Annotated in this window: 14 protein-coding genes and 1 tRNA gene; 4 read left to right on the plus strand and 11 right to left on the minus strand. The window is 29.6% G+C overall.

Translation table 11 applies throughout. The features are described from left to right. Positions 1-573 precede the first annotated feature (573 nt). Positions 574-655 (plus strand) — tRNA-Leu (locus J3477_RS11250). 57 nt (positions 656-712) lie between these two features. Here the strand turns inward: J3477_RS11250 and J3477_RS11255 are convergent. From J3477_RS11255 to J3477_RS11270, 4 genes are all read right to left on the minus strand, one after another. Next, entirely contained in the window at positions 713-2,500 is a 1,788-nt protein-coding gene (locus J3477_RS11255) for a GGDEF domain-containing protein (RefSeq protein WP_206870730.1), read from the minus strand. Between the two features lie 313 nt (positions 2,501-2,813). Further along, positions 2,814-3,185: a hypothetical protein gene (locus J3477_RS11260; protein ID WP_206870046.1), complete on the minus strand. Its 372-nt coding sequence runs from the start codon at positions 3,183-3,185 to the stop codon at positions 2,814-2,816. Between the two features lie 364 nt (positions 3,186-3,549). After that, positions 3,550-4,800 carry a DUF445 domain-containing protein gene (locus J3477_RS11265; protein WP_206870047.1) on the minus strand — a complete coding sequence of 417 codons (1,251 nt, stop codon included), beginning with the start codon at positions 4,798-4,800 and terminating at the stop codon, positions 3,550-3,552. Positions 4,801-5,243: 443 nt separating this feature from the next. Then, positions 5,244-6,281, minus strand: a complete 1,038-nt coding sequence (locus J3477_RS11270; RefSeq protein WP_206870048.1) for a pyruvate kinase — start codon at positions 6,279-6,281, stop codon at positions 5,244-5,246. Between the two features lie 120 nt (positions 6,282-6,401). On the opposite strand from J3477_RS11270, the gene J3477_RS11275 reads away from it, so the two are divergent. Then, a complete protein-coding gene (locus J3477_RS11275; RefSeq protein ID WP_206870049.1) occupies positions 6,402-6,851 on the plus strand; it encodes a hypothetical protein in 450 nt (149 codons plus the stop codon). 209 nt (positions 6,852-7,060) lie between these two features. Here the strand turns inward: J3477_RS11275 and J3477_RS11280 are convergent, their stop codons facing one another. Beyond that, on the minus strand, positions 7,061-7,513 hold the full coding sequence (locus tag J3477_RS11280) for a hypothetical protein (RefSeq protein WP_206870050.1): 453 nt from the start codon (positions 7,511-7,513) through the stop codon (positions 7,061-7,063). A 145-nt stretch (positions 7,514-7,658) separates the two neighbouring features. Here J3477_RS11280 and J3477_RS11285 point away from each other — a divergent pair, with 145 nt between their 5' ends. Beyond that, positions 7,659-8,123 (plus strand): DUF4883 family protein, encoded by a 465-nt coding sequence (locus J3477_RS11285; protein WP_206870051.1) that lies wholly within the window; start codon positions 7,659-7,661, stop codon positions 8,121-8,123. Positions 8,124-8,242: 119 nt separating this feature from the next. Here J3477_RS11285 and folK read toward each other — a convergent pair whose 3' ends face one another. From folK to folE, 4 genes are read right to left on the minus strand one after another with little or no spacing between them, the layout of a single operon-like run. Further along, entirely contained in the window at positions 8,243-9,067 is an 825-nt protein-coding gene (gene folK, locus J3477_RS11290) for a 2-amino-4-hydroxy-6-hydroxymethyldihydropteridine diphosphokinase (RefSeq protein ID WP_206870052.1), read from the minus strand. Positions 9,068-9,086: 19 nt separating this feature from the next. Beyond that, on the minus strand, positions 9,087-9,896 hold the full coding sequence (gene folP, locus J3477_RS11295) for a dihydropteroate synthase (RefSeq protein WP_206870053.1): 810 nt from the start codon (positions 9,894-9,896) through the stop codon (positions 9,087-9,089). A 21-nt stretch (positions 9,897-9,917) separates the two neighbouring features. Continuing rightward, entirely contained in the window at positions 9,918-10,391 is a 474-nt protein-coding gene (locus tag J3477_RS11300; RefSeq protein ID WP_206870054.1) for an HD domain-containing protein, read from the minus strand. A 47-nt stretch (positions 10,392-10,438) separates the two neighbouring features. Beyond that, a complete protein-coding gene (folE, locus tag J3477_RS11305) occupies positions 10,439-10,990 on the minus strand; it encodes a GTP cyclohydrolase I FolE (protein WP_206870731.1) in 552 nt (183 codons plus the stop codon). A 262-nt stretch (positions 10,991-11,252) separates the two neighbouring features. Here folE and J3477_RS11310 point away from each other — a divergent pair, with 262 nt between their 5' ends. After that, positions 11,253-12,092 carry a PHP domain-containing protein gene (locus J3477_RS11310; protein ID WP_206870055.1) on the plus strand — a complete coding sequence of 280 codons (840 nt, stop codon included), beginning with the start codon at positions 11,253-11,255 and terminating at the stop codon, positions 12,090-12,092. Between the two features lie 130 nt (positions 12,093-12,222). On the opposite strand, the gene J3477_RS11315 is transcribed toward J3477_RS11310, so the two are convergent. Then, a complete protein-coding gene (locus J3477_RS11315; protein ID WP_206870056.1) occupies positions 12,223-12,504 on the minus strand; it encodes a phage holin in 282 nt (93 codons plus the stop codon). A 229-nt stretch (positions 12,505-12,733) separates the two neighbouring features. Then, on the minus strand, positions 12,734-14,137 hold the full coding sequence (locus J3477_RS11320) for an aminopeptidase (protein WP_206870057.1): 1,404 nt from the start codon (positions 14,135-14,137) through the stop codon (positions 12,734-12,736). Positions 14,138-14,196: the final 59 nt, after the last annotated feature.

Here is a 14,196-nt window from a genome sequence, read left to right on the forward strand (position 1 = left end):
TCCCACTGGGATAAATTTTGCTACCCACATATATTCTAGCAAAAGTCCTCCTCAGTAACAATATATTTCTAAAAATTTTTCCACAAATTTCGATTATTAGTCTATTTGCCCTAAGTAAACTAAGTATTTACAACCATCTTATCTTTGATTTATAAATATATCACTATCCTATTTTATCAATAACCTTATCCATCAAATTTTAAAATAGTAAATCTAAGCTTTATATTTCAAAGATATACCAGTTTAATCTTAAATCTATTTTTAAATATTCTTGAAATTAATTGGTTATGCAGGAGATGCTATATGAGCGAGCTATTAGAATTAAATGATTTTTTCAGATGGAGTGGCGTTAATAAACTGTACTGTTCGAACGTAGTGAGTTTACAGTTTTAGCCATGGAATATGACAAAATCATATTAATTCTTTGCGTAAGTTCATTAAAGCATCGGATGCATAACCAATTAATTTCAACACATTGCAAATTAGATAAATTGCAGCTTCCAATTTTTATTCACAGTACAAAAAAAAGTATTGCAATATATATTTTTTTATGATAATATAATCATGTTGCTTGCCGATGTGGCGGAACGGCAGACGCACTCGACTCAAAATCGAGCGGGAAACCATGAGGGTTCGAATCCCTCCATCGGCACCAAAAAATCACACTTTATTTAAGTGTGATTTTTTTATTTATATGCTATATTTAATAGTATTAATTAACTTCGTTTATTAAATAGCAGCTACCATGAATTTTCTTAGCTTCCTTCTTTATTGCAGCAACATATAGCGCAACATCCTCAGGATTAGAATAACTCACGAATTTACCATATACACCTGCGATTGAAAGAGACGTAATCGGAAGTTTTTCTTTGTTACCTCTCCTATCTACAGCTTCAATGTATTTATTATTCCTATCCTTTTCATTAAAAAAATTTAAGATACCTTGGTTAAATTGCTCTATTACTTTGCTGCATAGATTCTTGCATTCTTCAATTGGATTCTCCAATATACTAACAAAATCATCTCCTCCGATATGTCCCACAAATCCGTTATAAGGAAAAAGCGACTTTATTTCGGTGTTTATTAGTTGAGCAGTATATTTGATAATCCTATCTCCATTTTCAAATCCATATGTATCATTGTAAACTTTAAAATTATCTAAATCAAAATAAAGGATACAGTATGTACGCTCTGTTTTAAGAATATTATTTATAGTATTTTGTATAACCATATTACCTGGAAGCTCTGTTAGTGGATTAAGTTGTCTAGCATAATTACATTCTAACATCGTATTATAATTAAGTAAGTTTTTTATAGAAACTACCCCGCAATATTTATCATTATTAGTTACAATAATATAATCATAAATATTTTTTGTTTTTCTAGACATAGCCATTCTTGACACTTCATTAACAGGTGTATGATAATCAACAATTAGTGGATTTTCGTCCATCACTAAAGATATAGGCCGTTTTGTAAACACTGCTACACCAAATTGAGTAGCAAGAGCAGAATCCAGAGTATGTTTCATTATGAGTCCAACAGGCTTTCCATTCTCTACTATACATGCACCTGCAATATCGTTAAAGTCAAAATACTCTTTAAGCTCTTTACACTGAGTTGAAGCACTAAAGGTTTTATCATTAGATACAATTTCACCAATATTATTAGAAGTATAATTATTATACATATTTTCTTTTAATTTATTGAATCTTATAATTAATTCTTTTACCGGGCCAGGTATATCTAAGAATGTACCTGCAGGTCTACTAATAAAGTATCCTTGTCCTGCATATACCCCTAAACTTATTAGAGTCTTTAGTTCCTCTTCTGTTTCTATTCCTTCAGCTATAAGTTTCATATTTGTAGACTCCGAAAGTTTCACAAAACATTCTAATAATGATTGCTTAAAAGAATCTTTATTTATATCTCTTATTAAATCCATATCGATTTTAACATAATGAGGCTTTGTTTCATTTAACATTTTGAGTCCTGAATAACCCGAACCCGTATCGTCTATTGCAATTTTATATCCTTGATCCACATAATTGTCAAGAGCTTGCCTAAATCCCTTATAATCTTCTATACATGTCTTCTCAGTTATTTCAAAAACTATACAATCTGGGGACATGTTATGCTCTGCTAGAAATTCCTTTGTAAAACCTCTTTTAAATTTTTCATCCTTAAAAATATGGGGATCTACATTTATAAAAAGATATTTATCCTTTTCAAGATTTTCCGCCCTTTCTATAGCCTTTATTCTACATAATTGCTCTAATTCCCAGGTCTTATTGTAAGTTTGAGCAGACTTAAATAGTTTATCTGGATTTTGTAGTGGCGAGCTTATAGGCCCCCTACTCAAAGCTTCATAGCCTATAATTGCAGCATCTAAAAGTGAAACGATAGGTTGATAAACTGTAGAAATATTTTTACTATCAAGTATACTTTTCAATTCAGCCACCTCACTGTAATTTGAAATATCAACTAATCCATTTATCATCATTTAATCTCCTCTTATGTTTAATCACTAATTCTATATGGAAAACCGTATGCATTTAGTTAAAATATAGCATAGGATTATTAATAATATTGATGTTTAAGTTAACTCTATGTAAAATATATTAGATTCGTTAATTTTTTTCATATTTAGAGCATATGAATATCTATTTTAACCTAAATGGTTACTCTGAGAAATTTTAATATATACTTGAGCAAAATCCTTTCATCAATAAATTAATAAATAAGGTTAGAACTTTATAAAAAAATAAACTATCCAAAATAATTTCAAATTTATTTTGGATAGTTTCATAAACTTATATTTCTTCTAAAAAATCTTTTAAAGCACCAATAAATTTACCTTCATAATAAGTTTCCAACTTGTGATCCTTTATTTTCACTCTTGTTTTTGGATCAACCCCATTTTCTATACAATGAGCTGCAAATATACTAATCTGCTTCTTTCCAACAGTATGAGGATCAAGGGCCGGCTCTCCTTCTAGGGTATAAAACTCCTCACCATCAAGCTTAACAAACCTCAGAGCACTATCATAATCAATTTCATTTTTATCTTTTGAAGACATTATAAAAGTATGATGAAAATCGTTTTTTACAGCTGTCATATAATCATAGCTTTCTACATGCCCATCCTTCAATACTACTCCAATAGTCGGCAAATCATTAATCATTGTAGCTCTCCTTTCATTTGTAACCCAATTTTTAATTCTAGTCTATATTTAAGCATAGTATTTATCATATCTCATTGTATTTTTTATCGGTAATATTATGCAATTCTTTATACTTATACATTAGACCATGTTAAGAATATTATTGAAATTAATTGGTTATGCAGGAGATGCTATACGAGCGAGCAATTAGAATTAAATGATTTTGGCAGATGTAATGGCGTTAATGAACTGTACTGTTCGAACGTAGTGAGTTTACAGTTTTAGCCATGGAATATGACAAAATCATATTAATTCTTTGCGAATGCTCATTAAAGCATCGGATGCAAAACCAATTAATTTCAACACATTGCTTTTAACATGGCCTCTACCTAACTATCAATTTAATACCACCTAATACTAACCCAATTAAAAATCCACAAACAGCTCCATTTATTCTTATCCATTGTAGATCATCGCCTACCTTGTCTTCAATCAAATCTATAAGAGTTTCAGTATCAAGTTTTTCTATATTTTCTTTAACTAAAACACCTATCTTTTCATGATTTTTATTAATATATTGAGATATTTGAGAACGTATATATTGATCAATTTTATCCACAAGTTCATCATCTTTTGACATATCACCAATTAACCTATCTAAGATTGGTAAAACTTTTTCCTCTATAACTATATCATCATTTATAAAATCTAATATTTGACCTTCTAGGCCTTGTAATATCTTTAATGAAAAATCATTAATCTTATCATTGTTGCTAATATCCTTTTTATAATCATCTAACTTCTCTATAACACTATTATCTTCACTAATTTTTATAATATTATCACGAATAGAATTCAATACCATTATTCTACTTGGACTATCTTTATATTTTAACTCCTTTAACATGAGAAGTATAAACTCTTGAACTTTATCACCAATTTTATCCTGACCAATAATATCAGTAAATGTATTAAGTGTAAATTGAAGCATACCCTTTTTAGGGATTTTCTTCGCTGCATTTACAGAGGTAGTTGCAATTTCTTTCTTCACATCTTCTCTCTTAATTACTTCTTCAACATTATCAATTAAAACATCTAAAAGCTTATCATCATAATTATTTTTTAAAGCTTGATTTATTAGCTGTTCTAACACATTTTTTGTATCTATAGAATCTATGTACTTACTTATTGTGGTATTAAAATATATTGTCATATCTGTTATAGATATAGAATTCTTGATCCTATTCGCAATATCCACTATTGCTAATTTCACTTGATTTGAATATACGTACTCACTACACATCTGTAATATTTTCTTTGTAAAATTGATTTTGCTAATTCTATGGATTACACTTTCTTTATTTAATAAATCATTTTCAACTATTGAAACTAGCGAAGTGGTTATTCTTTCTCTATTTCTTGGTAAAAGAGCTGTATGTGGTATTGGTATTCCCATGGGATGACGGAAAAGTGCTGATACTGCAAACCAATCTGCCAATCCTCCAACTAGTCCTGCCTCAAATCCATTTTGCAACAATATCATTATGGAGTTATTACTTGAAAATAGTGTAATTATAAAACCTATAAGCATAATAACTAATGATGCTAAGGCTTTTTCACCTGTTCTTACCTTCATTTTTATCCTTTCTAAAAAACCGCCAAACAATTTTTGCACATTTGCATTTCTGAAAATACGTTAAAAAATTTGCAAGGCGATAAATTTATTCTAATTTTATTTTTAACTGCTGATCAATTTATCATTCAATTGTTTATATTATACTACTACAATTCTTATTGCACAAAAAACTTATGAAGAGGCACTACTTTCAAAATAAACTTTAAATTTATAACTAAACCAATACTGACAGATAATAGAATTATCAACTTAGTCTTTTAGATTCTATATGATATATCTATTCATAAGAAAAAAACCAAAATGAATTTTTACTTTTCATTTTGGTTCCTCTTATATAATATTTAAACTTCTATTAATTTTGTATAATTTAATATAGATAACTTTAAAAATATAAATTCCATAACAAAATTATCAGTCTATAAACCGATTCCCTTAGTATTCCCTTAACTTTTTTTGAATATTTTTGTATAAAAATCTACTGCTTTTTTTAAGACTATAACTGCATTCACAGGATTTCTCCCTACCGAGGTTTCACCAGTAAGCATGAACCCACTTACTCCTCCACCTATGCAGTAGAATATATCATTCATTTCATTCACTGTTGGTTTATAATTTTCTTTTAATGAATCTAATACATGAGTTGCAATTATAACATCCTTATTACTGTTCTTCATAGCTCTTATAAAATTATGTTGATATAATGCCATCTTATATATATTGGTTTCTGGAAGCAAATCACCTCTCCCAAGCACCACTCCATCTACCTTTTCTGAGATAGACTTTATATTGTTTATAGCTTTTTCAGTTTCTATCTTTGCCCATAACTTAGGCTCATAACTCTTTTCTATATTCACCTTATCTATAGCATTTTTGAACTTTGCTATATCCTCATGGTCATAAACGTAGGAATAAAGTATAGTATCAACTTTATTCTCTATGCAAAATTCAATATCTTTAAAATCCTTGTCGCTAATATCCCTTGTTTGTCTATTTAGCTCCGGAAGATTACATCCCTTTTCCGCTCTAACTACACCACCACAAACAGCTCTGCACTGTAGCATTGAATCTTTTCTACCAGTCACAGCATACTCCATACTTCCATCTTTCATATATATAGTTTTCAATGGAGATTCTAATAGATCTTGTTCTTTTATAGTTAGAGGAATCAACACTTCTTTTCGTCCTGTCCAAACTTTAAGTATTTCTTCGTAACTATCTTCTGAACAAAAATATACTATTTCACCTTTTGCAGTTTTTCTTACTTCTCTAAAACATCTTCCTACTCTTATTTTATGTCCTTGTATATCCCCAATAATAGTTATTGTTTTAAAATTGCTTTTTATGTATCTGATGGTATCTTTAACAATTTCGTAATCACAATGCGAAAAATTGATCCTTATTCCATTTGCCCCTTCCTCAATCAATCTTTTTATCTCTTGCTGAGTTTTGGCTTTAGGTCCCACTGTTGCAATAGTAAGCATATTACCCCTTCTAGATTAAATTAATTCAATCTATAATATTAAAAAAAGTATATAATTATGTCTAATATTAAGTAACAATTTATTATTAATTAGCATATTATATCTAAGAGGGTGATGCCTATGTTCAAGAAAGTAAAGAAGTTGAAAAAGATTTGGGAGACTCAATGTCTCGCGATGAGATTTTTAACAGTTATAGGGTTCATAGCTTTTATTCACACATGCATCACAATATTTATAAATGGTGGATTTTCTTCGTCCTCAAACGAAACCATAAGATCAGTGATGTCATCTATATTCGGGTATATATTTGGCGATCAAATTATACCAAATAATAATCTTAGAAATAAAAAGTTTCAAGTTTTAATTGCTGGATTTATGTCACTGTTATCTTTAGTTGTTATTATGCTGTCTTATTGGACAAGCATAGATCAAACCAGCTCTACCATCGGAGAAATAAGAAATATTCTATTTTCTACTGTAGGATTTTTAATTAGTAGAGTTAGGCTTGGAACTGCTTCAGATGAGAATGCTAATAATAAAAATGGAAAAGACAAGTTTAAGTGCGATTAATCCATTAAATTAAAACTTTACTCATATATGATAATTTTAATTTAAAGACTTAATAAGTTTTTTAACTTTTTGTATAAGCTTTAGCTCAGATTATTTTAGTTTAAATTTAAGTAGTAATTTATAGATGCCCTTACTAAGCAGTTAATAATTTTGACAATTATAAAATAGACTTAAACTAATCTAATAAGTAATCTGAGCTATTTTTTACATTATACTCTTTCACTAAATATGTTAATTAGCCAATCAGCTAGTTCTTTTTCGAATTCTTTAGCACCTATATCTATAGCACGTGATTTAATTCTAATAATTAATGAAGGTGCTTTTATCTTTTTACATAGATATAAACTTGATCCATCCTTTACATTAACTTCATCGAAACCAATACTCTTCATTTTATCTTTAAACTTTACTAAAAAATCTAATATTCGCTCATCTTTACTCACATATATATCCATTAAATCAACTTCAGACTTTTGGCTTTCAACATTTATATACAAATCTACTCTAGTTTGATTTGCTAATAAAGCCTTTCTAAATAGAACTTCTCCAAATAATTTATTACTATCTTCCTGAAAATTTACAACTGAATGTCTATTTTTTATCAGACTTTCATTCACATATGAAGAAACAACTTTGTTTTCTATATCAAGCCCATACTTCAATATGCTTTCCTCCTTATTTAGCACTATGTAAGAGACTCTATTAAAAATTTGTATCTATATATATTATTCAAATTTCAATAAAATGTTCTATCAGCGTATCTAGTTACATATTATTTTAAAGTAATAATATGTTTATGGAGGTCTCATGAAAAAACTTCTTTCCTTAACTCTTATTTTAATTATTTCATTAACCTTTATAGGATGTTCTGATTCTCAGTACATAAACTTAAAAAAGAAACCATCTAATCATTACTATACAGAAGAGTTGTACAAGCTTATAAATAATAATAAGTTTGAAATCTCTGCCTTCGACACAGATGTTTATAAGGAATTACCTGCAAAAGAGGAAGATGATAAAGTTCTAATTGATTTCATCAAATCCTTAAAGAATGATAATTTTATAAAGAAACCTGCTAATCTTCCTGAAAAGCCAAAATACAAGCTTTTTGTAAAGATATCTGCTGATAAGTATGTTATTAATGTATATGATGAAAATGTAGTTTCTGTTTTTCCTTGGGATGGTGTTTTTGAGGAAGATTATCTTAGTATGGACAACATTCCATTAGCGTATAGATTAGATTCCTTCTGCAAATATGTTTTTAACAAGTAACGTAATATTAGTTTAAAATAAAAAAGTGTATCCAAAACAATTAACTTTTGGATACACTATCATTGATTAGTAAATCTATATATTTATTTAATAACTTTAACTATAAGAATAAAACTTTCTTATTTCAAATTGCTAAGCAATTGTTCTTTTATCTCATATATTCTTTTTCTAAGTATCGGATGAAATTCATAAGGAGCAATCTCCGCTAGTGGTTCTATTACAAATAACCTTTCATGCATTCTTGGATGGGGAATTACTATATGTTCATCTGATGAAATCACATCATCATAAATTAAGACATCTAAATCAATGGTCCTAGGTCCCCATTTTATAATTCTTTCCCTCTTTAATTCACTTTCTACTTGTAGTAAATAATCAATTAATTCTCTTGGTGATAGTATAGTTGATATCTCAGCAGCACCATTTAAGAATTTTTCTTGATTTTCATATCCCCAAGGTTCAGTTGTAATAAAATTAGACACCTTATTTACTTTAGTATGTCCTGATTTACTTATAATTTCTATGGCAGTCAATAAATTGGTGTTTTTATCTCCCTTATTAGAACCTAATGCTATAAATGCTTTGTTCCATTTTCTATATATTTCAATAGCAGCATAGTCTAGGTGTTTGCCTATAGGTGCCCATGGTTTCTTCAATGTAACCTTAACAGCTTCTAATATTGTATATTCTTTCAAAATAAATTCTGCTGTTTTTTCTGCAGCTGTTTCTATTAAATCATAGCTTTCCTTTTGAAATTCTTTTTCAAGTTTATGACACAGTTCTCCATAGTGTACTGATTTAGTTAAGTCTCCTGTAATTGCGGCTTCTCTTGAATTGAAGAAAAGTTCTAGTGATATTACAAATTTCTGACCTAAGGATTTTTCCTCACCAAATACACCATGATTCGCAAACAACTCCAGATTTTCTATATAAAGCTTATCCAATCTATTTCTCCTCCTAAGTTTATCTATTTCTCACAATTGCATCAGTCATGATTGCTGCTCTTCTATTTTCTTTTACATCATGAACTCTTACAAAGTCATATCCCTTCATTACACATATTACAGTTGTAGCCACAGTGCCTTCAACCCTTTCATCCACTGGTAAGTTTAAAGTGTTACCTATAATGGATTTTCTAGAAGTACCTAAAAGCAATGGATATCCTAAAGAATTAAATTTTTCTAAGTTATTCATTACATATAAATTCTGCTCATAGCTTTTAGCAAAACCTATGCCTGGATCAAGTATTATATTTTCTTTTTTTACACCAGCAGATAGGGCTATAGCTATAGATTCTTTAAAATCCACTATCATATCCTCTATTATATCACCGTAGTCAGTATTATCTCTGTTATGCATAAGGCAGCAAGGCACATCATATTTTGCGGCTACTTCTGCAATATATTTATCCTTTTTAAAACCCCAAACATCATTTATTAAATTTGCACCAGCCTTTATAGCTTCTTCAGCAACCTTTCCTTTATACGTATCTATGGATATAGGTATTTCAAACTTTTCTCTAATAGTTTTAATAATCGGAATAACTCTCTGTAATTCTTCCTTTTCATCAACAGCTTTGTGATTAGGCCTTGTTGACTCTCCACCTATATCAATGATATCTACTCCTTCAGCTATCATTGCTTCAGCATGCTCTATTGCATTTTGGGAACAGTTGAACTTTCCTCCATCTGAAAATGAATCTGGTGTCAAATTAAGAATTCCCATTATATAAGTTCTGTCACCAATAATAAATTCTTTATTCCCTATGTACATTATCTCACCTCAAATTAAAAACTAATATGTTATATTATAATTCCTTTTTCCTTCTTCCCAATTGCAAGTAAGTGTTGCTTTACATTCATAGCAGTCTCTTGATAATTTATCACTTTTATAAAATATATAATCAAAACCATTTTCTTTATGATTTCTATGATTTAATATGGCATTAAGCACCATATAACTTTCTTCATCATTAAAATTTGCTTCTTTTAATAAAACTTTAGCAATACCATAAGATGCTTCATTATGAGGTGTCCCATCCTCATATTGCTTAAATCTCCCTATATCATGTAATATAGCTGTAGCATATACTACTTCCTTGGAGATTTGTATCTTCTCTTCTAACACCATGATATAAGCTATCCTTGCAACATCTAAGAAATGTTTTAAATCATGTCTACAATATATTCTATCAACCTCACAAGCTTCAATCTGCGACAGGTAGGATTTATACTTTGGACTGTTTAATATATAATTAACTCTCTCCATCTTATCACCATATTTTCTTAATAATATACAATTGCCTCTAAGTGAACCTACAATTTTATAAGGCTGATCACTTCATTTTTAAGATTATTATTAACGAACTCACCTCTACAGGTTGTAGTAACGGTAATACTACCTTGTTTTTTTATTCCCCTCATAGCCATACACATATGTTCAGCCTCTATAATAACCATTACTCCTTTAGCATTTAAGTATTTCATAATAGCATCTGCAATTTCTTCTGTAAGTCTTTCCTGTAATTGAGGCTTCTTAGAGTATAATTCAACCGTTCTAGCCAACTTTGATAATCCAGTAACTTTACCATTTGGTATATATGCTATATGCACCTTCCCGTAAAAAGGTAAAAAATGATGTTCACACATAGAGTAAAAGCTTATATTTTTTTCTAGTACTAAATCATCTCTTTCTATAGTAAATTGCTTAGAAAGATATTTTTCTGCGTTTTCTCCAATACCTGAAAATATTTCCTCATACATTCTAGCAATCCTATCAGGAGTTTCTATTAAACCTTCTCTATTTACATCTTCACCTATAGCTTCAATTATTAGTTTTGCTGCTTGCTTTATTTTATCACGATCTATCATGTATTGCCTCCTGTATTCTACAACTAGGTATTATATTTTATAAATCTGTATGCTTATAATTATATACCTATAGATGAACCACTTCATAATTAAATTTTATTAGATTTTAATTTATACCTTTTAAATAATCACTACATCTGATTATTATGGCACTTAAACAAATTAAAAGTTAAGCTAGGAACTCTATAGTAATGTATGTTAAAATCATTATATCAAAAAACACCGAAAAATATATAGTCTTGAAAGGAATGATACTTTTTTGAATATAAAAGCAGAATTTCATTGTCATACAACTTCTTCCGACGGCAAAATGTCTCCAACTGAAGTAGTAATGAGAGCAAAATCAAAAGGAATTGAATATTTGGCTATTACTGACCATGATAATACCGAAGGAATCGATGAAGCTATAGAGGCAGCTAAATTTCATGGAATTAAGCTGATTCCTGGTATTGAACTATCATGTAATAACAAAGAAAGTGTTCATGTATTAGGTTATTTTAGAGATGATTCTTACAAAGATGAAAGCTTACAAAAATTTTTAAGGGATCTTAAAACTTCCAGAGTGGCTAGAGCTAAAAGTATAGTAGATAAATTAAAACTCCATTTTAATATAGAACTTGATTATGAAAAGGTATTAGAAAAAGGAGAAGGTATAGTAGCACGTCCTCATATCGCACAAAGTATAATTGAAGCTGGATATAATTATAGTTGGGATTATATATTTGATAACATTATAGGAAATAATTCTCCTGCATATGTACCAAATAAAATCATTACTGTAGAAGAGGGGATTGCATTATTAAAAAAATATAATGCAGTAGTGATACTTGCACACCCTATACTTCTTAAGAAAAATTCTCCAGAAGACTTATTAAAATTTGGATTTGACGGTTTGGAAGCAGTATATTTTATGAACTTTAAAAAAGACCAAGATTATTTGGTAAGTCTATGTAGAAACAACAACCTAGTTTTCACTTGCGGTTCTGATTTTCACGGAATAACTGAAGGGGATACTAAGCATGGTGATATAGGCGATATGTCTATAGATGAAGAAGATTTTAATAAGTTTATGGATCTGTATAAAAACTTATCAAACTAAATGAAATATCTACTTTACATTAGCCTGTAAATTTTATGTTTCCTTATTCAGCAAAAAATTATTTTTTATTTATAACTTAAGAAAGAGATTCTATTTCTAAGAATCTCTTTTTATTTACACCAATAACACTTTACTTAACTTCTTTGTTTTCTCTGGATATAGTTGCCTCAGTAACTTCGTCATATTTTTCTTCTATAGCTTTTTCAGCCTTCTCTTTATCATCAGTAAACCATTTTGCTACTGTAGTTGGATCGTTTAATATTCCCGCCATTACAAGTATTGTTAGAAGTGCATTTATAATATCCTTATAATTCGAAGGAAGTATATCTAATCCAAAACCCTGCAAAACCATAGGAATTAATGCTGCTATTGAAACCCATAGTCCGTAATTTCTAAATCTCGACTTGTCCATAATCAATCCTCCCTCATTAGTATATTTTATTATATTCTCAAAAAACATTTTTGTTCATAAATATACTATTTTAATGACATTATCCATACACTTTGTTTCTTAGGCTATAATACACTTTATACCATAATTATACTGTCATTTATTCAATTAATCTAATACTCAAAAAGCTAAAATAGAGGGTCAAGCCTAAGCTTAACCCTCTATTTTTACGATAATCCCAATTTATCAACTATGCTTCTATTAAGAAAGCTTCATAACCTCTAACTGCTTCATATATATCAGCTTTAGATGCAACTTCCCATGGTGCATGCATATTTTGAAGTGCAATACCACAATCAATTACTTCCATGTTATACTCAGCAAGTATATAAGCAATGGTGCCACCGCCACCTTGGTCTACCTTTCCTAATTCAGCAGTTTGCCAAGCAACATTATGCTTATCCATTATAGCTCTTATTTGCGCTATAAATTCTGGGTTTGCATCATTACAACCGCTCTTACCTCTTGCGCCTGTGTACTTATTAAATACTATTCCCTTTCCAAAGAAAGCAGCATTTTTCTTTTCCATTACAGATGGATAGTTTGGGTCAAAAGCTGCACTAACGTCAGAAGAAAGCATCTTTGAATTAGTTAAACATCTTCTAAGTTTAAGCTCACTATATTCTCCTGCTCTATCCATAACTTCAGCAACTATATTTTCAAAAAACTTCGAATGCATTCCAGTAGCACCTACACTACCTATTTCTTCTTTATCTACGAACAATGTAACACAAGTCTTCTCTGTTTCCTCTATCTTTGCTATAGCTTCAAAAGAAGTAAATGCACATATCCTATCATCATGCCCATATGCCATTACCATACTTCTATCAAGTCCATAGTCTCTTGCTTTACCTGCAGGTACTATTTCTAACTCTGCCGAAACAAAATCTTCTTCTGTGATATCATACTTCTCGTTTAATATCACTAGAATATTTTCCTTTACTTTTTCTTTAACATCTTTATCTTTTACAGGTCTACTTCCAACTAAAAGATTTAAGTCTTCTCCTTCTACAACCTTGTCCCCCTTCTTACCTAACTGGTCAGCTGACAAGTGTATGAGTAAATCCGAAACTCCAACTACAGGATCATTATCATCTTCCCCTATTACTACATTTACAATAGTACCGTCTTTTTTTACAACTACACCATGTATAGCTAGTGGAATAGCAACCCACTGATATTTCTTTACTCCACCATAATAATGTGTTTCTAAAAGAGCTAACTCTGAGTCTTCATATAGAGGATTTTGTTTTATGTCAAGTCTAGGTGAATCTACATGAGCACCTAAAATCGTAAGCCCCTTATCAAATGATTGCTTTCCTATAACAAACATAGCTAGAGTTTTACCCATATTATTAGCATAAACCTTATCTCCAGCTTTTAGAGTGTCTCCATTTTTTATGATTTCTTTTAGATCCTTATAGCCTTTTTCCTCAGCCATTTTTATAAATTCATCTACACACTCTCTTTCAGTTTTGCAAGTAGACATAAATTGCTTATATCTTTCGCTTACTTCAAATACTTTTTTAACATCCTCATCAGAATATTTATCCCAAGCATTAGGAATTTCTCTAGTCAATGTCTTCTTAGTCATATTTGCCCTCCTTAATATACCTTTAAAAATTATATATTTAATCTTATTAAATAATCATA

The organism is Clostridium zeae, from assembly GCF_017312485.1.
Classification (GTDB): Bacteria; Bacillota; Clostridia; order Clostridiales; family Clostridiaceae; genus Clostridium_AR; species Clostridium_AR zeae.